The 20,803-nt window shown below is 69.8% G+C and carries 21 protein-coding genes; 4 read left to right on the top strand and 17 right to left on the bottom strand.

Going from position 1 to position 20,803, the window contains the following annotated elements; all coding sequences use genetic code 11:
- Positions 1-9 precede the first annotated feature (9 nt).
- Positions 10-1,494, top strand: a complete 1,485-nt coding sequence (locus tag V6S02_RS00555; protein ID WP_336399427.1) for a glycosyltransferase — start codon at positions 10-12, stop codon at positions 1,492-1,494.
- A gap of 10 nt (positions 1,495-1,504) precedes the next feature.
- Positions 1,505-2,530, top strand: a complete 1,026-nt coding sequence (locus V6S02_RS00550; RefSeq protein WP_336399426.1) for a glycoside hydrolase family 6 protein — start codon at positions 1,505-1,507, stop codon at positions 2,528-2,530.
- A 33-nt stretch (positions 2,531-2,563) separates the two neighbouring features.
- Here V6S02_RS00550 and V6S02_RS00545 read toward each other — a convergent pair whose 3' ends face one another.
- From V6S02_RS00545 to V6S02_RS00535, 3 genes are all read right to left on the bottom strand, one after another.
- The gene (locus V6S02_RS00545; RefSeq protein WP_336399425.1) at positions 2,564-3,640 is read right to left on the bottom strand and encodes a response regulator transcription factor; all 1,077 of its coding nucleotides are present in this window, start codon (positions 3,638-3,640) and stop codon (positions 2,564-2,566) included.
- A 122-nt stretch (positions 3,641-3,762) separates the two neighbouring features.
- Positions 3,763-5,196, bottom strand: coding sequence for a glycosyltransferase family 2 protein (locus tag V6S02_RS00540; protein ID WP_336400752.1), 1,434 nt, complete (start codon positions 5,194-5,196; stop codon positions 3,763-3,765).
- 169 nt (positions 5,197-5,365) lie between these two features.
- Positions 5,366-6,112 carry a fructose 1,6-bisphosphatase gene (locus V6S02_RS00535; protein WP_336399424.1) on the bottom strand — a complete coding sequence of 249 codons (747 nt, stop codon included), beginning with the start codon at positions 6,110-6,112 and terminating at the stop codon, positions 5,366-5,368.
- Positions 6,113-6,373: 261 nt separating this feature from the next.
- Here V6S02_RS00535 and V6S02_RS00530 point away from each other — a divergent pair, with 261 nt between their 5' ends.
- Positions 6,374-7,030 carry a hypothetical protein gene (locus V6S02_RS00530; RefSeq protein ID WP_240638667.1) on the top strand — a complete coding sequence of 219 codons (657 nt, stop codon included), beginning with the start codon at positions 6,374-6,376 and terminating at the stop codon, positions 7,028-7,030.
- 13 nt (positions 7,031-7,043) lie between these two features.
- Here the strand turns inward: V6S02_RS00530 and V6S02_RS00525 are convergent, their stop codons facing one another.
- The 4 genes from V6S02_RS00525 to V6S02_RS00510 form a co-directional block, all read right to left on the bottom strand.
- Entirely contained in the window at positions 7,044-8,189 is a 1,146-nt protein-coding gene (locus V6S02_RS00525) for a hypothetical protein (protein ID WP_336399423.1), read from the bottom strand.
- Entirely contained in the window at positions 8,186-9,868 is a 1,683-nt protein-coding gene (locus tag V6S02_RS00520; RefSeq protein WP_336399422.1) for a sensor histidine kinase, read from the bottom strand. Before V6S02_RS00520 ends, V6S02_RS00525 begins: the two co-directional genes overlap by 4 nt.
- Positions 9,869-9,899: 31 nt before the next feature.
- The gene (locus tag V6S02_RS00515) at positions 9,900-10,601 is read right to left on the bottom strand and encodes an endonuclease/exonuclease/phosphatase family protein (protein WP_124291688.1); all 702 of its coding nucleotides are present in this window, start codon (positions 10,599-10,601) and stop codon (positions 9,900-9,902) included.
- 75 nt (positions 10,602-10,676) lie between these two features.
- Complete coding sequence (locus tag V6S02_RS00510; RefSeq protein ID WP_336399421.1) at positions 10,677-11,540, bottom strand: tRNA pseudouridine synthase A; 864 nt, start codon at positions 11,538-11,540, stop codon at positions 10,677-10,679.
- Positions 11,541-11,656: 116 nt separating this feature from the next.
- Here V6S02_RS00510 and V6S02_RS00505 point away from each other — a divergent pair, with 116 nt between their 5' ends.
- Positions 11,657-13,723 (top strand): acyltransferase family protein, encoded by a 2,067-nt coding sequence (locus tag V6S02_RS00505; protein WP_336399420.1) that lies wholly within the window; start codon positions 11,657-11,659, stop codon positions 13,721-13,723.
- A 76-nt stretch (positions 13,724-13,799) separates the two neighbouring features.
- Here V6S02_RS00505 and rplQ read toward each other — a convergent pair whose 3' ends face one another.
- The 10 genes from rplQ to secY form a co-directional block, all read right to left on the bottom strand.
- Positions 13,800-14,414 carry a 50S ribosomal protein L17 gene (gene rplQ, locus V6S02_RS00500; protein WP_336399419.1) on the bottom strand — a complete coding sequence of 205 codons (615 nt, stop codon included), beginning with the start codon at positions 14,412-14,414 and terminating at the stop codon, positions 13,800-13,802.
- 40 nt (positions 14,415-14,454) lie between these two features.
- Positions 14,455-15,444: a DNA-directed RNA polymerase subunit alpha gene (locus tag V6S02_RS00495; protein WP_124291691.1), complete on the bottom strand. Its 990-nt coding sequence runs from the start codon at positions 15,442-15,444 to the stop codon at positions 14,455-14,457.
- A gap of 137 nt (positions 15,445-15,581) precedes the next feature.
- A complete protein-coding gene (gene rpsK / locus V6S02_RS00490) occupies positions 15,582-15,980 on the bottom strand; it encodes a 30S ribosomal protein S11 (protein WP_013583990.1) in 399 nt (132 codons plus the stop codon).
- A gap of 32 nt (positions 15,981-16,012) precedes the next feature.
- Complete coding sequence (rpsM, locus tag V6S02_RS00485; RefSeq protein ID WP_124291692.1) at positions 16,013-16,387, bottom strand: 30S ribosomal protein S13; 375 nt, start codon at positions 16,385-16,387, stop codon at positions 16,013-16,015.
- Between the two features lie 133 nt (positions 16,388-16,520).
- Complete coding sequence (rpmJ, locus tag V6S02_RS00480; protein WP_022893853.1) at positions 16,521-16,637, bottom strand: 50S ribosomal protein L36; 117 nt, start codon at positions 16,635-16,637, stop codon at positions 16,521-16,523.
- 74 nt (positions 16,638-16,711) lie between these two features.
- Positions 16,712-16,933, bottom strand: a complete 222-nt coding sequence (infA, locus tag V6S02_RS00475) for a translation initiation factor IF-1 (protein ID WP_028496510.1) — start codon at positions 16,931-16,933, stop codon at positions 16,712-16,714.
- 312 nt (positions 16,934-17,245) lie between these two features.
- The gene (locus tag V6S02_RS00470; RefSeq protein ID WP_336399418.1) at positions 17,246-17,926 is read right to left on the bottom strand and encodes a DsbA family protein; all 681 of its coding nucleotides are present in this window, start codon (positions 17,924-17,926) and stop codon (positions 17,246-17,248) included.
- A gap of 26 nt (positions 17,927-17,952) precedes the next feature.
- The gene (map, locus tag V6S02_RS00465) at positions 17,953-18,786 is read right to left on the bottom strand and encodes a type I methionyl aminopeptidase (protein WP_124294272.1); all 834 of its coding nucleotides are present in this window, start codon (positions 18,784-18,786) and stop codon (positions 17,953-17,955) included.
- 8 nt (positions 18,787-18,794) lie between these two features.
- Positions 18,795-19,388 (bottom strand): adenylate kinase, encoded by a 594-nt coding sequence (locus V6S02_RS00460; protein WP_124291694.1) that lies wholly within the window; start codon positions 19,386-19,388, stop codon positions 18,795-18,797.
- The gene (secY, locus tag V6S02_RS00455) at positions 19,388-20,710 is read right to left on the bottom strand and encodes a preprotein translocase subunit SecY (RefSeq protein ID WP_124294273.1); all 1,323 of its coding nucleotides are present in this window, start codon (positions 20,708-20,710) and stop codon (positions 19,388-19,390) included. Before secY ends, V6S02_RS00460 begins: the two co-directional genes overlap by 1 nt.
- Positions 20,711-20,803: the final 93 nt, after the last annotated feature.

Genomic DNA, 20,803 nt, shown 5'->3' with positions numbered 1-20,803 from the left:
GGACCCTCGGTGCTCACCGCCCCTCTCCCGACCGGTCTGCACTTCGCCGTGACCTGGTCGATCCCGGACGACTTCGGAGGGATGACCGGCGCCCTCCTCCATCGTTCCCGGGGCTTCCGACGCGAGGCCGGCGTCGCCGTGACGGTCCTCACCCTGGATGACCGCATCGACTACGCCGACGTCGCGTCGCGCCTCCGGGACGCGGGGGAGCTGATCGACGGGGTGTCGCTGCTGAACCTCTACGACTGGCTCCGCACCCATCCCCTCCCCGGCGAGCGGGGATCCGGCGCGCGTCATCCCTTCCGTCCCCTTCGCCCGGACGACCCCGACCTCGTCAGCCTGTCGCATGACGGCAGGGTGTTGCGCCGAGAACGGCGGGGCCCAGCCGGCGAGATACTGCAGGTCGACCACTACCGCCAGGACGGATCGCTCGTCGTCTCCGATCGACGTGACCTCGACAGACGCGGCGGGTCGGCGAAGCGATCGGTCGTGGTCTGCGATCAGCGCGGTCAGCCGCATCGCTCCTGGTCCCACATCTCAGGGCTCTACGCGGCATGGATCGACGCCCTCGTCGCCGGATCGAGGGCGTGGCTCGTCATCGACAGCAAGACCGCGGCCCGAAGCCTGCTCGGCTACCGCAGACGCGGGACGGTCGTCGTGCACGTCGTACACGGCGCGCACGTGTCGTCCTCGCCAGGTTCCGACGTGATTCCGTCACGTCGGAAGGTGTTCTCACGACTGGACGCGTTCGATGCCGTGGTCTTCCTCACCCGTCGACAGCGCGACCACGCCGCGCGGCTGACCGCCCACCGCGGCCGGCTGGTGACCATTCCGCTCGGGATCGCCCTCCCCCCTTCGAACCCCCCTGCCGAAAGCGAACGAGCGGGAGCGGTGGTGCTCGCCCGGCTGTCCGCCCTGAAACGGGTGGACCACGCGATCGCCGCGATCGAGCGAGTCAATGCCGTCGTCACACCGCCCCTGACCCTCGACATCTGGGGCGACGGCTCACGCCGCGCCGCCCTGATGCGAAGGATCGACGGCGACCCGGTGCTCACCCTGCATCATCATGATCCGGCCGCCAGAGGCGTGCTGCGAGAGGCCTCCGTCCTCCTCGTGACGAGCCGGTCCGAAGGATTCGGATTGGCGATCCTCGAGGCCATGGCGGCGGGATGCATCCCCGTCGCCTACGACGTTCCCTATGGCCCCGGGGAGATCATCCGGCACGGACGGAACGGGATGCTGGTGGCGGACGGCGATGTCGATGCCTTGGCCGACGCCGTCCGAAGCGTGATCGCGCAACCCCCGGCCGCACGCGACGCGCAACGCCGCGCGGCTCGCGAACGGGCGGCGCAGTTCTCCGACGATCGCGTGACCCGGCTGTGGGGACGGGCACTGCGGCGCGCGCGACGTCGCGGCATGTCGCGACGCACGGTCGAGGGCGTGACCTGGCGCGCACGCCGCTGGGCGCGCGTGCTGACTCGCCGGCGCCGATAGCATCACTCTCGTGGCCACTGCCCCCGCACCCGTGCGTCGTCGCCGCCGCGGGTTACCGCGGTGGCTCATCATCGCGTTCGTCGTGCTGGCCGCCTCGGGGCTGCTGGCCATCCTCGCGGCGATCGGCTGGGTCGCCACCTGGGGGTTCCAGATGCTCAGCGCCCGTCCTCCCGCCCTCGGCACGACGATCGTCGTGCCCGACGAGTCGAAGGCGGCCAAGGCCCTTGCCGCCGAAGATCCCGGCACCGACGCGTACGCCGCGACGGAGTACCTCGCCGCGCAGCCCACCGCGTACTGGCTCACCCCCGAGGAAGACCCGATCGGCGAGGTGTTCGGCCGCATGACGCACCTCGCCGAGGAGGCGCGCGCTCAGGACGCCTCGATCGCCGTCGTGGTCTACGGCCTTCCCGGACGAGACTGCGGCAACTTCTCCGCCGGGGGCTTGGACGAACCCGACTACGTCACGTGGACCGAGGAGATCGCCGCGGGCCTGCGCGCGGCGGGCGACCTGCAGAAGATCGTCGTCCTCGAGCCCGACAGCCTGGCCCTCGCCCCCGAGTGCGGGAACGTCGCCGAGCGGATCGCGCAGCTGCGCGGGGCCATCGATCGCCTCGCGGGCCCGAACACCTGGATCTACGTCGACGGCGGCCATTCCACCTGGCTTCCGCCTGAGGAGATGGCCGGCCTCATCTCGCAGCTCGATCGCACCGGCAGCATCCGGGGATTCGCCACCAACGTCTCCAACTACAACCACGCCACCGAGGAGTTCGCCTACGCCCGGCAGCTGTCGGGTCTGCTCGGCGGCGCGAAGGCCGTCGTCGACACGTCGCGCAGCGGCGCCGGTTCCAACGGCGAATGGTGCAACCCCCGCGGCCGCCTCATCGGCGAGCCCGGCGGCACCCTCGCCGACGACGTGGTGGACACCAACCTCTGGATCAAGCCTCCCGGCGAGTCCGACGGCGAATGCAACGGCGGCCCGGCCGCGGGGGTGTGGTGGCCGAAGGCCGCCATCGAACTGACCCGCGAGGTGGAGTGATCCCAGGCCCGGCCGCGGTCGGTCCGACCCGGGTCAGGCGCCGGCGACGAGCTCCGAGGTGAGGCGATAGCCCACGCCGCGCACCGTCTCGATGTACCGGGGGTTGGTGGGGTTGTCGCCGAGCTTGCGGCGCAGGTTCGTCATGTGCGCCTCGATCGCGCGCTTGTCGGCTTCGCCGACGAAGTACGAGGTGACGTACGACTCTCCTCGGAGGACCAGCGTCAGGTCGGCCTTGCTGCGGACGCGGCGCTTGGACTCCATGAGGGTCGCCAGCAGGTCGAACTCGGTGCGGGTGAGATCGAGGGTGTCGCCGGCGACCATGACGATCCGCGTGTCGGGGTCCAGCTGGAGGTCGCGGTGAGCGAGCACATTCACGCCGGCGAGCTCGCGCGGCCCCTGGTCGGCGGGCACGAGGTCGGTGCCGGCGTTCGGATCTGCGACGGGGTCGTCCGAGGATGCCGACTGCGCGGCCATGATGATCGGCTCGAGCGGCGATCCCGGACCGGTCTGCGGCGCCGGCTGCCCGGGGTGCCCGCCCTGTTCGCCGGTGTAACCGGGGAAGGGCATCGCGGGACCGCTCGGCATCTGCGGCATCCCGGGCATGCCCTCGTAGGGATACGGGTAGGGCGCCGGAGCCTGAGGATCGTACGGACGCTGCGCGATCGGGCGGGCGCCGGGGAAGGATGGACCGACGCTGTCCTGGCGCGGCGCATGAGCGACCTGCTGGGTGCGGGGACGGCGCAGCAGCGCGTCGATGCGGGCACGCAGCTCGCGCGGGCGGAACGGCTTGACGATGTACTCGTCGGCGCCGGCGCCGAGCCCGAGCACGACGTCGGCCTCGTCCTCGAGGCCCGTGAGCATGATGATGTAGGTGTCGGACTGCGCGCGGATGCGGCGTGCCGCCTCGAACCCGTCCATGCCGGGCATGTTGACATCGAGCGTGGTGATCAGCGGCTGGTAGGACACCACCGCGCGGACCCCGTCGATCCCGTTGCCGACCGAGACCGTCGAGAACCCCGCCGCCTCGAGCACCTCGACGAGGAGGTGACGGATGTCGGGATCGTCTTCGACGATGACGGCCGTCCGCAGAGCCATCGAGGGGTCGCTCATCGGCGGTTGCTCCCAAAAGTCGAAGAAGGGCGAAGGTGCCACGGCGGTCCGCCGTGCGTAAGCGCTGTCCACGGTCATGCTACACATCTCCCGTCCTGCGAGGCCGTCACGGCCGCTCGAGGTCAGACCTTGTATCCCTGGTAGCGGCGGATGAGCTTGAAGAACATCAGCAGCGTCTGGAGCACCGTGACGACGCCGACGATGGGCCACCCGATCCACAGGATGGTGGACTGCACCATGGGTCCGAGCATGGTCCAGATGACCGCCATGGCCACCAGCACCGCGACCAGGAGAACCAGCGGGAGCCAGTGGGCGCTTCCGCCGCCCTTCTCGGCCTTGGCCTGCATCGCCCAGTTGTCGACCTTCTTGCGCGAGAGGAACCGCGTCCACGACCGCAGGAAGTGGCTGAGGCGGATCCACATGAAGATCTCGGCGGGGAACATCAGGCCCGCGAACAGCAGGTCGCGCGAGTTGTGGCTCTTCATGGTGCGCGCGATCCGCAGGTTCAGCAGCGTCGCCACGACCGGCGGGATCAGCCACCACGGCGAGAAGATGAACGCGCCGATCGAGAGTGACCCGGCGAGGAGGATGAGGAAGGCGACGCGCACGAAGAGGTTCGTCAGCATGCCGAAGTTCTCGAACCACCGCAGCCGCAGGTTCGGGTGCAGGGGCTGTCCCTTGGTGTCGCCCCGCTGCCCCGGCCACATCAGCTCGATGGCGCCGTACGTCCACTTCACCTGCTGGGCGTCGTAACCCTTCAGCGTGGTCATGCCACCGACATCCGCACGGGCATAGGGGCTGATCTTGGTGAGGTACCCGGCGCTCTTGATCTGCAGCGACAGCAGCGAGTCCTCCACCTCGCTGTCGCGCACCCACGGCGTGGACTGGTGGTTCTGGCGCATGACGTCGCGGAGGGCGTTGGTGGAGAAGATCGAGAACTGCCCGCCCAGCACCGCCATGTTGCGTCCGCGCAGCAGGTTCTGCAGGTTGAACGCCGCGAACTGCGTGCGCTGACCGGCGATGAGGAACTTGCCGACGAGACCCTTGATCGGCCGGTCGTCGATGGAGTAGATGGCCGAGATGCCGCCGATGCGCGAGTCCGAGACCGCCTCGGTCTCGAGGAACTCGACAGCCTTCGGATCGGCCATGGTGTCGCCGTCGACGCCCAGGAGGTAGTCGTAGCCCTCGACCAGCGAGTAGCCGTAGTTGAGCGCCCCGACCTTCTTGTCGGGGTTCTTGCCGATGTCGTGGACGAAGACCTCGGTGAACTGCTCACCCAGGTCGTTGGTGATCTGGTGTGGGCCGGCGAACTCCGAGGCGACCTTGACGGTGGCGTCGGAGGAGTTGTTGACCACGACGTGGATGACGTCGGGCACCCGGGTCTGACCGAGGAGGGACTCGATGACCCCGGCGATCGACTCCTCCTCGTTGTAGGCGGGGATGATGCAGCCGATCGTGGAGCGGTGCCCGGTGAGGTTCTCCAGCACCGAGGAGAAGTCGTCGGCGAACCCCGGCTCCAGCGGCACATCGGCCGGGGGACGGGGCACGGCCGACATGGGCGCGGTGCGGGGAAGGGCGACGGGGGAGTTCTGCTCGGTCATCGTGACATCCTGTGTCGTTCAGAGCGGCCTGCTTCTGCCGGGTGGCGTCCTGCCGCTGAGACCACAGTGCCCGCCCGACCGCGACATCAGGCCGAGGTCTCACCAAGCGCCCCGCAAGGTTGCCTCAAGGCTGGGTGGGGGGACCCGCCACCGCGGCGGAGCCGTCGGGGTAGATGGCGACCGGAAGGTACTGGTAGACCGTCTGCTGCGAGAAGGAGTTCTCGTCGTTGGCGTTGCCCTCGACCCAGACGGTGAGGGCGAACTCCAGCGTGATGCCGTAGGTGTCGCCGGGGAGCTGGCTGATCGTCGTCTCGGGGACGAGGAGGCCGCCCTGGAAGCTGTTGAGCAGCAGGCCGCGGTCCGAGCGCAGGGTGTCCGTCGGAACGAGCGTGCGGGGGTCGGCGCTGAACTGGAAGGGACTCTGCACCTGACCGCTCGTCTGAGCGGTCTGGGAGGTCACCGAGACCGAGGAGAGGTAGACGCGACGCTTGTCGGTGAGCACGGCCTTCTCATCCACGCGGTGATCGTGGACGTTCACAGCGAAGCCGAGCGTCTTCGCTCGTGTCGGGGTCCACTCCTGCGTGCGCTTCGGGTCGGCGGCCCACACATCCAGGCGCACTTCGAGCTGATCGGCCACCTCGGTGGACAGCGCGACCGAGCCGTCGTAGGTGAACTGCGAGTCGAAGTCCATCGACGGCGAGGCGAGCGGTGTCGGAGTCGCCGCCGCGGCCGGTGCGCCCGCGGATTGCTGGAACTGGTTGAACGCATCGGCGACCTGGGCGCACCCCGTCATCGCCACGGCGAGCGCGCCGGCGACGGCGACGACGAGGAGTCGCCGGGGGCGGCGGGTACGGGGGGCTGAGATACGCACGGCGGGACTCCTGACGGGCCGGAGGTGACGGGGTGGGGGCCGGTCGATTCCGCGAACTGTGGGCACACCGCCCGGTTCGGGTTCGAGCGGTCTGCGGAAGCAACCGGTCCCACCCCTCGCCGGTTACACAATCACGCCGATCGGCGATCTTGAGGATCTTGAGGTGATCTTGCGTCAGCCTTGCGCTGGGAGGTCCGTAGACTGACGCCACTGTCTTCCCCGCCGGAAGGCTTTCGCACTCATCCGCCTCCGGGAGGTTCCATGGGCACCCATCGTCGTGCCGCCGCGGGCGCTGCGGGAATCGCCTTCACCCTGTCGCTCGGTCTCGTCCTGACCGGCTGCGGGCCCGCGCCCTGGGACTTCGGCGCCGAGCCGACTCCCTCCGCCTCCACCAGCTCGACCCCGACCGAGGCCCCCACGCCGGTGCCCAACGACCTCTCCAGCGGGTCGACCGCCCGCGAGCTCGTCGCGGGCGCGGTCGCCGCGTCGGTGGATTACTGGTCGACGCTGTCGATGGATCGGTGGACCGCCGAGGCTCTCAAGCCCGTCAACCTGTCGATGACCACGACCGTCACTCCCGACGACGGCCAGAAGGTCTATCTCCAGCGTGCGGTCATGGTGGCGGTGCCGCAGGGACCGGATGGCGCGATGGCGCCGTTGGAGGCCCAGGTCGACCAGTCCTCGGTCGCCCCGGGGTATCTGGTGCTCTCGCCGTACAGCTACTCGCAGACGTTCAACGTGGGTTCGGTGCCCGCCGATGCGACGCACGTCCAGCTGCAGTTCAGCTACGACTTCCTCGTGCAGACCACCCCCACCTCGAGCGAGTTCGCCAAGCAGACCGCGAGCGACACCGTCACGGTGGCGATCGCCGCGGCGCCGGACTCCGCCGACGACGCCGGGTCGGAGTCGGACGGCTGAGACGTCTCCGACGTCAGACGCCGACCCGCTCCCACCGGTCGCCGCCGGCGCGGCTCGCCGTTTCGGCGGCTGCCTCGGCGCGGTCCAGGAGCGCTTCGACATCGCCCTCGGCGACGCTGTCGGGGTCCACCGCGACCCAGCCGACGCTGGCGGAGACCTGGATCTCCATGCCGCCGGCGTTCTCCATCCGCCCGACCCGCCCGAGCGCGCCGCGCAGAGCGGCGCGCAGCACCGGCTCGGGGCGGGAGACGAGCACCACCACCGTGCCCGGACGCCGTTCGGCGACGTCGGCGTCGGCGGGGAGGGCGACCAGGATCTCCTGCGCGAAACTCTCGCAGACCGCGTCGAACCCGGCCACGCCCACCGCATCCCGCACGTCGGCCTCGTCATCGAGCCGGAAGACCAGGAGCGCCCAGGAGCGCTCCCCCCGCCGGGCGGCGCGGGCGATGCGGTCGCGGCATCCCGAGGCGAACTCCTCCCACGGGGTGCGCTCCCCGGGACCGACCACCCGCTCACGGCGGGTGGCGAATCCCACCAGCGACACCAGTGCGCACACCATGTACACGATGAACCCGAGCTGGTTGACGGAGCGGACGAACTGCAGATCATCGCCGCTGGACGCGGGGAAGACGAAGCCTGCGATGGCGACGAAGGCGGCCAGCGCGGAGTTCAGCACCGAGATCACCACGAGGGGGTAGAGCACCGCGTCGCCGCGGTCGGGGAGACGCAGCCACTCGACCAGGAGGAGGAAGGCGAAGACCGCTGAGAGGAAGAACAGGATGCGGAAGGCGACGCTGTAGGCCTCGGTGGCCCCGGCCGCGACCAGGATGATCGGGCTGAGGACCGACAGCAGCGCCGCCAGCCACCACCGCGACGGCGCGCCCCGCAGCGTGCGGAAGCCCGCCCAGAAGAACCCCGGCGCGCCCAGGAGAGCGCCCAGCGCCACCCGGCGCATCGTCTCGGAGTCGACGGTCTCGGCGAGAACGACGCCCCATGAGGATGTCATCGCCACAAGGAACGCGATCGACCACAGCAGCGTCGAGCGATGCGGTCGATCCAGGAACGCCACCCCGATCATGATGACGACACCGAGCGTCGCGACCGTGGCCTGCGCCAGCGCGAGATTCGGCCCGCTGAACGAGGGGATGCCGTCGATCATGCGTCGGCCGCCCGGGGCAGGACGACCTGGGCCGTGGTCCCCGCACCGACTTCCGAGGCGAGGGTGAGGGTTCCGGCATGCGCCTCGACGATGTCGCGGGCGATCCCGAGGCCCAGGCCCGTCCCCTGCGCCGTCTGCCCCGCTTCGGGCGAACGGAAATACGGCTCGAACACCCGGTCGATCTCGTCGGCCGGGATCCCGATCCCCGAGTCGATCACGTCCACACGCACGACGTCGCCGGCGACGGCCGCCCGCACCGAGACCGTCCCCTGGCGAGGCGTGTACTTCACGGCGTTCGTGAGCAGGTTGTCGAAGACCTGGCGAAGGCGGAAGGCGTCGCCCCGCACCGGCAGGACCGGCGGCAGCTCGGTGTGCAGGGTGATGTTGCGCGCCCGCGCGTTGGCCTGCACCCCGACCAGAGCCGCCTCCAGCACGCTTCGGAGGTCGATCTCATCCGTTCCCCGTGGCGCGGTGAACGACGATCGAGAGTCGCGGAGGGTCTGTTCGAGCATCGTGAGCATCCGCTCGGCCGAGGCCTCGATGACGGCGAAGTCGTCTCTGCTGGCGGGGTCGACGTCGCGTTCCAGCGCGAGCTCGGCGCGACCGAGGATGACGGTCAGGGGGTTGCGGATCTCGTGGGAGGCCATCGCGACGACCTGATCCCGCGCGCGCTGCGCCTGCAGCAGCGCGGTGACCTCGCGCGCGACCAGGAGCATGCTGGCCTCACCCTCGCTCCGCGATGCCAGCGGGCTCGCCGACACCGTCACGGCCCGCCACGCGCCCTCGGCGTCGAGGAGCCAGTAGGTCTCGGGCTGGAAGGCCTCGCCGCGTGCCGCGCGGGCGAACGGGCGCTCGTCGACCGGCACCTCCGGTCCGTCGATGCCGGTGTGCTCCACCACGGCCGCGTCGGTCGGGCTCTCCTGCTCGCCGAGTCCGTAGAGACCGCGGTAGGCGGCGTTCAGCGCAAGCAGTTCGCCGGTGGGAGACAGACGCACGATGCCCAGATCGATGCCGTCGATCATCTCGGCGATCCGCCGCTCCTGCGCTGTCGCGCGATCCAGCGTCGACCGCAGTCGGCGTGCCTGCTGACGCAGCAGCCGCTTGAACGCCCGGGTGCGCCGGGACCCCACGTGCAGGGTGATGCCGATGAAGCTCAGCACGATGACGATCAGCACCACGCGGATCGTGGAGTCGGTGCCGGGGCCGAGGCTGGCGACGACGAGGAGGAAGAGGCCGACCGCACCGAGCGCGACGGCGAGGGTGCGGGCGCCGTAGTGCAGCGCGATCCACACGATGGGGAAGGTCCACAGGAACGCGAACCGCAGGTCGCCCTCGAGGTTGAGCAGCCCGACCGCGAAGAGGTCGGCGAAGGGCACGATCAGAACCGCCGCGGCCGACAACCGCCCCCACGGCGCGATCATCGTGGCCGCGGTGATCGCCACGAGCAGCAGGATGCCCCCGCTGAAGGTCCAGCTGGCCAGCTGCCCCGGCTGGATGAACAGCAGCAGGATGACCACGGCGAGGACCGTCGCACCGAGCACGAGCTGGCTCAACCAGATCGATCGGGTTCGGCTGGAGATCGGCGCCGGAGCCAGCACGCGCGTATCCGGAGAGGTCGACCACGTCGCGGCCGGCGCGGGGGCGACGTCGACCGTTCGCGACCTGCCCCCCGACGACATACGCAGAGTTTAGCCACGGACGCCGAGGCACTCAGCCCGCCGTCGGAACCTCCGCCGGCTGCGCCGCCGTGATGTTCGCCGTCACCAGGATCGGCAGGTGATCCGACAGGCCCTGCGGAAGGGTGCGGACCCGATCGATCGTGAATCCGGATGAGGTCACGAAGTCGTAATGGCCGCGGAAGAATCGATAGCGGGTGTATGTGCGGGAGTCGCTGAGGCTGAGCTCGTACCCCTGCTCGCGCACCTTCTGCCCGAGGTTCTCCTTGAACACCGGGTAGTTGTAGTCGCCCACCATCAGCGTCGGAAGGCCCACCCCCAACTGCTCCAGCTCCGACAGCGCCGTGCGGATCTGATGACGGCGTAGCGAGTTGAGTGCCGTCAGGGGCGCCGCATGGAAGGACGCCACGATCAGGTCGGTGCCGTGATCGATGTCGTGCAGCCGCACCCCGAGCATCCGTTCCTCGGCGGGCTTCAGCAGGTGATCGTGCAGCGACTTCTTCAGCGCCAGGGCCCGCACCTCGACCGCGCGGAACGTGTTGGCGCGGTAGTAGACCGCAAGACCCAGCCGGTTGCGCGAGGTCGCGTCCGCGAGGCGGAGCCCCGCGATCTCGTCGGGGATGTCGGAGGTGTCGTACTCCTGCAGACACAGGACGTCGGCACCGTGGCGTTCGACGAGCTCGGCCAGCTCGCCCGCGGCGCGATGCTTGCGCAGGTTGTACGAGATCACTCTCATCGACGCCCAGCCTACGGCCGCGACGGGAGACGCGGGCTGACCAGGAGGTGTCCCATAAGCGATGATCAGGTTTCGTCACTCCGCTTCGCGTCGCGCCCGGGTCTGCTCGGCGCGGGCGGCGAGCAGGTCGTCGGAGGGGTAGCCCACCTCGGCGAGGGTCAGTCCGCGCGCGGCGAGGACGTGGATCTCGGGCACCTTCCCGCCGCGATCGCGGATCGCGGCGAGGTCTCCCGGATCGAGGCGCCCCTCCCCCACGGCGACGCACCCCCCGACCAGGGCCCGCACCATGCTGTGGCAGAACGCGTCGGCCCTGACGTCGGCGATCAGCACGCCGTCGGCGTCGCGGCGCCAACCGAAGTCCAGCAGGGTGCGGATGGTCGTCGCCTCCTCGCGCGGCTTGCAGTAGGCCGCGAAATCGTGGAGTCCGATGAGCGAGCGCGCCGCGACATCCATCCGCTCCTCATCGAGGTGCGACCGCACGCTCGTGGTGCGGTGGCGCTCGAGAGGGTCGTATCCTGTGGCGCGGTCGGCGATGCGGTAGACGTAGCGCCGCCAGACCGCCGAGAAGCGGGCGTCGAACCCCGCGGGGGCGAGCGTGGTCGCCCGCACCGCCAGATCGGCGTACGCGCCCAGCACCCCGTTGATGCGACGCGCGAGCTGCGCGACGGGACCGTGCGTCGTGCCCGGACTCGCCGCGCCGCGCGGCGCGCGCGCGGCGGCCAGACGTTCCTCCTGCGCCGGGTCGAGGTCGAGGTGGGCGACCTGCCCGGTGGCGTGGACGCCGGCGTCGGTGCGCCCGGCGACCACGACGCGCGGATCGCCGCTGAGCACGCGGCCGAGGGCGGACTCCAGCGTCCCCTGCACCGTCCGAAGGCCCGGCTGACGGGCCCACCCGCGGAAGTGCGTGCCGTCGTAGGAGAGATCGAGGCGGATGCGCACCGCACCAGCGTAGTTCGCCCCGGCCGAACGCCCCGAGCCATCGCCACGGGGCGTTCGCGAGAGCATCGCTCTCGGAGATTCCTCGGGGGCCGGGACGAGGACCGACGTACACTGTGGTGTCCCCCCGCAGGATCGTCGACCTGACCGGTTACCTCATGACGCTCACCGCCCCCATACGTCTCAGCGCCCCCAGCTCGCCGACCGCCGATCTTCCGCGCCGGTATGCGGGATTGGACGGGATGCGAGCGGTCGCCGTGGCGCTCGTGGTGATCTACCACCTCTTCCCCGCCATGCTGCCGGGCGGGTTCATCGGCGTGGACGTCTTCTTCGTCATCAGCGGGTTCCTCATCACGAGCCTGCTGCTGCGCGAGCACGCTCGGAACGGCCGGATCGCGCTGGTCGGGTTCTGGCGCCGACGGGCACGGCGGCTCCTGCCGGCGCTCGCGCTGGTGGTGCTCGTCTGCTCCAGCGCGGCGCTCTTCGTCGGCGGCGATGTGCTCGTGCGCCTGGGGGCACAGGTGCTCGGAGCGGCGACCTTCAGCTACAACTGGGTCTCACTGGCCGGTGACAGCGGCTACTTCTCCGCCGCCACCCCCGAACTCTTCCGTAACTTCTGGTCGCTCGCCGTCGAGGAGCAGTTCTACGTCATCTGGCCGCTCCTGCTGCCGCTGTTCCTCCTCCTCCCCCGCGCGTGGGCGCGTGCCGGGGCGGCCGTGCTGCTGGCGGCGGCCTCGGCTGCGTGGATGGCGGTGCTGGTGACCTCCGCTCTCGGCACGCCCGGCGGCGACCTCACCCGCGTGTACTTCGGCACTGATACCCACGCCTTCGGCATCCTGCTGGGGGTGGCCCTGGCGTTCGCCACGACGAGGGTGCTCGCGCGTCCGTCGGCGACATCGCGTCCGCGGTGGACCGGGCCGGTCGGCGCGGCGGCGATCTCGGGACTCGTGCTGCTGTCGTTCCTCGCACCGGTCGACGGGCTGGTGACCTTCCCCGGCGCGCTGGTGGCGGCGAGCCTCCTCTCCGCCGCGGCGATCATCGCCGGGGTGTGGCCCGGTTCGCGGTTCGGCACGGCCCTCGACACCCAGCCGCTGCGGTGGATCGGCGACCGCTCGTACGGCATCTACCTCTGGCACTGGCCGATCCTCGTCCTGCTCCTCGCGGGGCTCCAGGGCACCGGTGCCGAAGCCGGGGTCCCCGGGAGCGTCGGCCTCACCGCCCTCGCGCTCACCCTCCTCGCCGCCGAGCTGTCGTATCGCTTCGTCGAGACGCCGGTGCGTCGGCACGGGTTCCGTGGATCGCTCCGCCGGCTCGGGAGGGCGCTGCGCGCTGGCGCGGGCGCGCGCATCGGTGCGGTGACCGCCGGCGCCGTCGCGATCGCACTCGTGGCCGGGACCGGTGCCGCGGTCGCCGCGGCACCGACGGTGTCGTCGGGACAGGCGATGGTGGATGCCGGTCAGCGCGCGCTCGCCGAGGTCGACGCCCCCGCAGCGCCCGCTCCGACCCCGTCACCGGAGGCGACGGGGTCGACCGGCGTGGAGGGTGCCCCCGCGGCATCCGGATCATCACCTCCTGCCGTGCCGGGCGTCCCGTCCGGCGACAGCGTGCCCCGCCCCGCCCCGACGCCTGTGACGGGGGATCAGATCTCGGCGGTCGGCGACTCGGTCATGCTCGCCTCGGCCCCGGCGCTGCTCGAGCGCTTCCCCGGCATCGCCGTCGACGCGGCCGTGTCGCGCTCGGCGTGGGCGGGCCCGGGCATCCTGCAGCAGCTCGCCGACAGCGGGCAGCTGCGCCCGTACGTGGTCCTGGGCCTCGGGACCAACGGTCCGGTCGATCGCGACGCCCTGGAGCGGATGGCGACGATCGCGGGGACCGAGCGCACCCTCATCCTCGTCAACGCCTTCGCGCCGCGGGACTGGATCCCCGGCGTCAACGCCGAGCTGGCCGACTTCGCCGCGACGCACCCGCGCGTGTTCATCGCCGACTGGTCGGGGGCGATCACCCCGAAGCCCGAGCTGCTCGCCGGCGACCAGATCCACCCCGACTCCGGTGGCGGGACGGTCTTCGCCGACGCCGTCGGGCAGGCCGTCGAGCGCGCGGAGGAGCATCGCGCCCTCCTCGCCTACGAGCAGGAGCTGCGCGCCTGGCGGCGCGCGCACTTCACCGTCGGCCGCGAGTTCGAGTAGCCCCCGGCGGGGCCCCCGCACCAACGACGAGACCCGCCGCCCCTGGGGGCGGCGGGTCTCGGTACGACCGGGGTCGTTACTTCTTGTCGGCGTCGGCGTCGGCGGTGGAGTCGCCCTCCACCACGGCGTCCTCTGCGGCCTGCTCGGCGGCGGCACCCTCCTCGGGCGACTCCGAACCGGCGTCGGCACTCTGGTCAGCGGTGCTGTCTTCCACGGCGGCCTCCTCGGTGGTGTCCTCCGAGACAGTCTCCTCCGCGGCGGTGTCCTCCGAAGCGGGCTTGACAGCCGGGGCCGCGGTGGTCGACGTGCGCGAGCTCTTCACCTTCGGGGTGACCGGCTCCAGCACGAGCTCGATGACCGCCATCGGGGCGTTGTCACCCTTGCGGTTGCCGATCTTGGTGATGCGGGTGTAGCCACCCGGGCGGTCGGCGACCAGCGGCGCGATCTCGGTGAAGAGGACGTGCACGACCTCCTTGTCACCGATCACCGACAGCACCCGGCGACGCGCGTGCAGGTCGCCGCGCTTGGCGAAGGTGATCAGGCGCTCAGCCAGGGGACGCAGCCGCTTGGCCTTGGTCTCCGTGGTCTGGATCGACTTGTGGGTGAAGAGGGCCGCGGCGAGGTTCGCAAGCAGCAGGCGCTCGTGGGCGGGGCCGCCTCCGAGGCGGGGACCCTTCGTGGGCTTGGGCATGTCAGTTACTCCAGTCGAAAGTCAGTCGGGACGCCGCAGCTCAGGCGGTCTCGTCGTCGTAGCCGCCGTAGAAGTGCGCGCCGTCGAACCCGGGGACCGAGTCCTTCAGCGACAGGCCGAGCGAGACGAGCTTGTCGCGCACCTCGTCGACCGACTTCTGGCCGAAGTTGCGGATGTTCATCAGCTGCGTCTCCGAGAGGGCGACGAGCTCGCTGACGGTGTTGATGCCCTCGCGCTTGAGGCAGTTGTACGAGCGCACCGACAGGTCGAGGTCCTCGATCGGCATCGACAGCTCGTTGGACAGGACGGTCTCGACCGGCGCGGGGCCGATCTCGATGCCCTCGGCCTCGACGTTCAGCTCGCGGGCCAGGCCGAACAGCTCGGTCAGGGTGCGACCGGCCGAGGCGACGGCATCGCGCGGGGCGATGGAGGGCTTGGACTCGACATCCAGCACCAGCTTGTCGAAGTCGGTGCGCTCACCGGCACGGGTGGCCTCGACACGGTACGACACCTTCAGCACGGGCGAGTAGATCGAGTCGATCGGGATCTGCCCGGCCTCGGCGTACTCGTTGCGGTTCTGGGTCGCCGACACGTAGCCACGGCCGCGCTCGATGGTCAGCTCCAGCTCGAAGCGCGCGGTGTCGTTGAGGGTCGCGATGACCAGCTCGGGGTTGTGCACCTCGACGCCGGCGGGAGCGGAGATGTCGGCGGCGGTGACCTCACCGGCGCCGGTCTTGCGCAGGTACGCGGTGATGGGCTCGTCGCGCTCGCTGGAGACGACCAGCTGCTTGATGTTGAGGATGATCTCGGTGACATCCTCCTTCACACCGGGGATGGTGCTGAACTCGTGGAGGACGCCGTCGATGCGGATCGACGTCACGGCAGCGCCGGGGATCGACGACAGGAGGCTGCGACGCAGCGCGTTGCCGATGGTGTAGCCGAAGCCCGGCTCCAGCGGCTCGACGACGAAACGGCTGCGGAACTCCCCGATCTTCTCCTCGGTCAGAGTGGGACGCTGTGCGATGAGCACGATGTGTTCCTTTCAATCACGTGCCCGCTATATGACACGTGCGGTGGGTGAAGTATTGAGTTGTGTTCAGGGATGCCGCGGGGGCGCGCACCACGAGGGACCGCGCCCCGCGGCATCCGTGAGTCAGAGAGCGAGCGTCAGACGCGGCGACGCTTGGGCGGGCGGCACCCGTTGTGCGCCTGCGGGGTGACGTCCTGGATCGAACCGACCTCGAGGCCGGCGGCCGTCAGCGAACGGATCGCGGTCTCGCGACCCGAGCCCGGACCCTTCACGAAGACGTCGACCTTCTTGACGCCGTGCTCCTGCGCCTGGCGGGCGGCCGACTCGGCGGCCATACCGGCGGCGTAGGGGGTGGACTTGCGCGAGCCCTTGAAGCCCACACCACCCGAGGACGCCCAGCTGATCACGGCGCCCGACGGGTCGGTGATCGAGACGATGGTGTTGTTGAACGTCGACTTGATGTGGGCCTGACCCACGGCGATGTTCTTCTTCTCCTTGCGGCGCGGCTTGCGCGCGGCGGACTTGGCCTGTGCCATGTGCGTGTTCTCCTAAACCCTGCAGGCCGCGCTCAGCGCGCCTTCTTCTTGCCGGCGACGGTGCGCTTCGGGCCCTTGCGGGTGCGCGCGTTGGTCTTGGTGCGCTGTCCGCGCACCGGGAGGCCGCGGCGGTGACGCAGGCCCTCGTAGGAGCCGATCTCGACCTTGCGGCGGATGTCGGCGGCCACCTCGCGGCGGAGGTCACCCTCGACCTTGAAGTTGGCCTCGATGTAGTCGCGGAGGGCGATGAGCTGGTCATCGCTGAGGTCCTTCACGCGGATGTTCTCGTCGATCTGCGTCTCGGCGAGGATCGCGTGCGAACGGGTACGGCCCACGCCGTAGATGTAGGTCAGGGCGATGACCACGCGCTTATCGCGCGGGATGTCGACGCCGGCAAGACGTGCCATGCGGCTCTCCTAGGAGTTGGTGGAGGTGTGGAGCAGGATCGGTGCCCGGGCCTCCGCCCCGAGGTGTCCCCCTTGCGGGTTCTGATCCTGCCTGTGTGTGTTCAGTTATGGGTCTTCGTCGTGAGGTCTGAGCTCAGCCCTGACGCTGCTTGTGGCGCGGGTTGGACTTGCAGATCACCATCACGTTGCCGTGGCGACGGATCACCTTGCAGTGATCGCAGATGGGCTTGACGGAGGGGTTGACCTTCATGATGTTCCTGTTCGCTGTCTTCGCCGGGCACGCGGGCTCTCCCGAGCCGCGAGGGGCGTTACTTCTCGACCGGTCTAGCGGTAGCGGTAGACGATCCGGCCGCGGGTGAGGTCGTAGGGGCTGAGCTCCACGACCACGCGGTCCTCCGGAATGATGCGGATGTAGTTCTGCCGCATCTTGCCTGAGATCGTGGCGAGCACCTTGTGACCGTTGGTGAGCTCCACGCGGAACATCGCGTTCGGCAGCGCCTCGGAGATGACACCCTCGATCTCGATGACACCGTCTTTCTTCGCCATAAACTCGCTAACGCTTGCATGCAGACCGGCCGGTCTGCGGTGGATGGGATTGTGGTGCGGCGACACGCCAATGAAGGCGCAACGCACCAAAGATCAACTATAGGTGATATCGCACCCCGCGGCAAACCGTCCTTGCCCTTCGCCGGCGCACTTCCGCCGCCCGCCCTTCCGCGACGCGCCCTTCCGCGCCACCATGGGGATTCATCCGTCGCAGATGCACGCTACATGCGCCCTCGGCGTACATCTGCGACGGATGAAGGAACGGAGAGGGGCGCGCGAAGCGCGCGGGAGCGGGTGGGCGCGGGTCGCGGGTCAGGAGAAGAGCGGGGCGAGATCGACCGATGGATCGCCCGTGAGTTGCAGGAACTCACCGTTCAGCAGGACCGTCGGCGTTCCCACTCGCCCGGTCTCGGGATTCGGCGGCGTCTGCTGCGTCATCGATGACACGAACCCGCTGTACCGCTGCTCGCTCACGCACGCGTCGACACCCTCGGCGCCGACCGACCCCGCGATCTCGATCAGCTGCGCGTCCGTCAGGCCCGACGAGCCCTCCGCCGGCTGGTTGGCGTACAAGGCCTGCATGTACGACACCGCGGAATCGGGCGCCGTCTCTGCGACGCAGTACATCGCGTTGGCCGCGCGCGTGGAGTACTCGGTGCCCTGGGAGTACCGGTCGAGGATCGCGATCGGATGGATGCCCAGGGTGATGGTCCCGTCGTCGACGAGCTGCTGCATCGACTCGCCGTAGGCCTGCTCGAACTGGTTGCAGATCGGGCACATGAAGTCGATGTAGGTGTCGAGGGTCTGCTCGCCCGTCCCGACCTCGATGGCACCGGTCTCGGCGTTGATCGAGGCAGACTGGGGCGCCGGCCCCGCGTCATCCGTCGCGTTGTTCGACCACACCACGATCGCCGCCGTCACGACGAGCGCCAGAACCACGGCGACACTCACGAGAATCGCGAACCAGTTGACCTTGCGCGTGGCGGTTGCCATCGGCGTCCTCCCTGAAAATCCCGGCGCTACCGGATCGGTGCCGGGGTGACGCCGAACGGCGCGAGCCCGGCTGCGCCGCCGTCGGGCGCGGTGAGCACCCACACACCCTCATCATGCACCGCGACGCTATGTTCCCAGTGTGAGCCGGCCGAGCCGTCGACGGTCGAGACGGTCCAGCCGTCGTCCTCGACGAACGTCGCATCCGACCCCGCGACGACCATCGGCTCGATCGCGAGGGCGAGCCCAGGCCGCACCTCGGGGCCGGGGTCGTCGACGCGGTAGTTGAACACCGACGGCGACTCGTGCATCTTCCGGCCGATGCCGTGACCGACGTACTCGCGGAGAATCCCGTAGTCCTCGCCGTGAGCCCGGATGTAGTCCTCGATCGCCGCGCCGACGTCGGCGATGTGCCGGGCGGAGGCGAGCGCCGCGATGCCCGCCCACAGCGACCCCTCCGTCACCCGCGAGAGCTGCTCCCGCTCGGCGACGAGCTCGGGGCGCGACGGGTCGGGCAGGACGACGGTGAACGCCGAGTCGCCGTTCCAGCCCTTGTACTCCGCGCCGGCATCGATCGAGAGGATGTCGCCGGGTTCGAGCGGGCGGTCACCGGGGATCCCGTGCACCACCTGCTCGTTCACCGACGCGCAGACGGTGTGCCGGTACCCGCGCACCATCTGGAAGTTCGATTTCGCCCCGCGCGAGACGATCAGATCGGATGCCGCGGCATCCAGCTCCCGCGTCGTGACGCCGGGTGCGATGAGAGCCTTCACGGCGGCGAGGGCGTCGGCCGTGATGAGGCCGGGTTCGACCATCGCCCGCAGCTGCGCGGGGGTCTTGTAGATCGAGCGGCGCAGTCCCACGTTCAGACTCACGCGGCCGCGGGGCTCCCGAGCCCTCGGGCCCGGAGCGCGGCGAGGATGCGCTCGGTGATCTCGTCGACCGTGCCGGTGCCGTCGATCTCGTCGACGATGCCGCGCGTGGCGTACACGCCGATGATCGGCGCCGTCTCGCTCTCGTAGATCGCCAGGCGCTGCGCGATGACGGCCTCGGTGTCATCGGCGCGTCCCTGCTCGAGCGCACGCTTGCTCAGGCGGGCGATCGACTCCTCGCGGGGCACCTCGAGCACGATGACCGCGTCGAGCTCCTCCTCGCGGCCGCCCAGGAACTCGTCGAGGTGCATGACCTGCGGAAGGTTGCGCGGATATCCGTCGAGGAGGAAGCCGCTCGCGGCATCCTCCTTCGACAGTCGATCGCGCACGACCGCGCTCGTCAGCTCATCGGGGACGAGCTGCCCGGCGTCGATGATCTCCTTGACCTGCACACCGAGCTCGGTGCCGCCCGCGACGTTCGCGCGGAAGACGTCGCCGGTCGAGACGACCGGCACGCCGAGCGCCTCGGCGATGCGGACGCCCTGGGTGCCCTTGCCCGAGCCCTGTGGCCCGACGATGAGGAGACGAGCCATCAGCGCAGAAGCCCTTCGTAGTGACGCTGCTGCAGCTGGGCGTCGATCTGCTTCACGGTCTCCAGACCCACACCGACGATGATGAGGATCGAGGCACCGCCGAACGGGAAGTTCTGGTTCGCGCCCACCAGTGCCAGCGCGAACAGCGGCAGGAGTGCGACCAGGCCCAGGTAGATCGAACCCGGCAGCGTGATGCGGGTCAGCACGTAGTCGAGGTACTCCGCCGTCGGACGTCCGGCGCGGATGCCCGGGATGAAGCCGCCGTACTTCTTCATGTTGTCGGCGACGTCGACCGGGTTGAAGGTGATCGCGACGTAGAAGTAGGTGAATCCGACGATGAGCAGGAAGTACAGCGCCATGTACAGCGGGTGATCGCCCGAGACGAGGTACTGCTGGATCCACGCCACCCAGCCCGGAACCTCCTGGCCCGGCTGCGGCTGGTTGAACTGCGCGATCAGCGCGGGGATGTACAGCAGCGACGAGGCGAAGATGACCGGCACCACACCGGCCATGTTGACCTTGATCGGGATGTAGGTGTTCGTGCCGCCGTAGGTGCGCCGGCCGACCATCCGCTTGGCGTACTGCACCGGGATCCGCCGCTGCGACTGTTCGACGAACACCACCAGCGCGACCACGACCATGCCGACGGCGAGGACGAGGAGGAAGACCTCGAAGCCGCGCGACTGCGCGATCGCCCACATCGAGGCGGGGAACGCGGCGGCGATCGAGGTGAAGATCAGCAGCGACATGCCGTTGCCGATCCCGCGCTCGGTGACCAGCTCGGCGAACCACATGATGAGGCCGGTGCCGGCGGTCATCGTGATGATCATCAGCAGCTGCGCCCACCACACGTCGTTGGTGAGCAGCTGCTCGCACTCGGGGATGCCGGTGATGCCGAACAGCTGGCCGCTGCGCGCCACGGTCACCAGGGTGGTGGACTGCAGCAGCGCAAGGGCGATGGTCAGGTACCGGGTGTACTGCGTGAGCCTGGCCTGACCCGCCTGGCCCTCCTTGTACAGCGCCTCGAAGTGCGGGATGACCACGCGCAGCAGCTGCACGATGATGGTCGCGGTGATGTACGGCATCACACCGAGCGCGAAGATGGACAGCTGCAGCAGCGCACCGCCCGAGAACAGGTTCACGAGCGACAGCAGGCCCTCGGTCCCGGCGCTGTCGCGCAGGCAGGACTGCACGTTCGGGAAGTCCACGAACGGCGCCGGCACGTGCGCACCGAGTCGGTACAGGGCGATGATGGCGAGGGTGAAAGCGATCTTCCGCCGCAGATCCGGAGTGCGGAAGACACGCGCGATGGCGCTGAACAAGAGGCTGCCTCCATTGGGGATGCCGACGACCACGCGGGCACGCCGACTCCCAGGGTAACGCGAGGAGGGGCCGGAGCGAACTCCGACCCCTCC

The sequence above is a fragment of the Microbacterium sp. CCNWLW134 genome (assembly GCF_037083565.1).
Lineage (GTDB): Bacteria > Actinomycetota > Actinomycetes > Actinomycetales > Microbacteriaceae > Microbacterium.
Note: the sequence above shows the minus strand (reverse complement) of the source record. Positions and strands in the feature narration are given on the sequence as shown.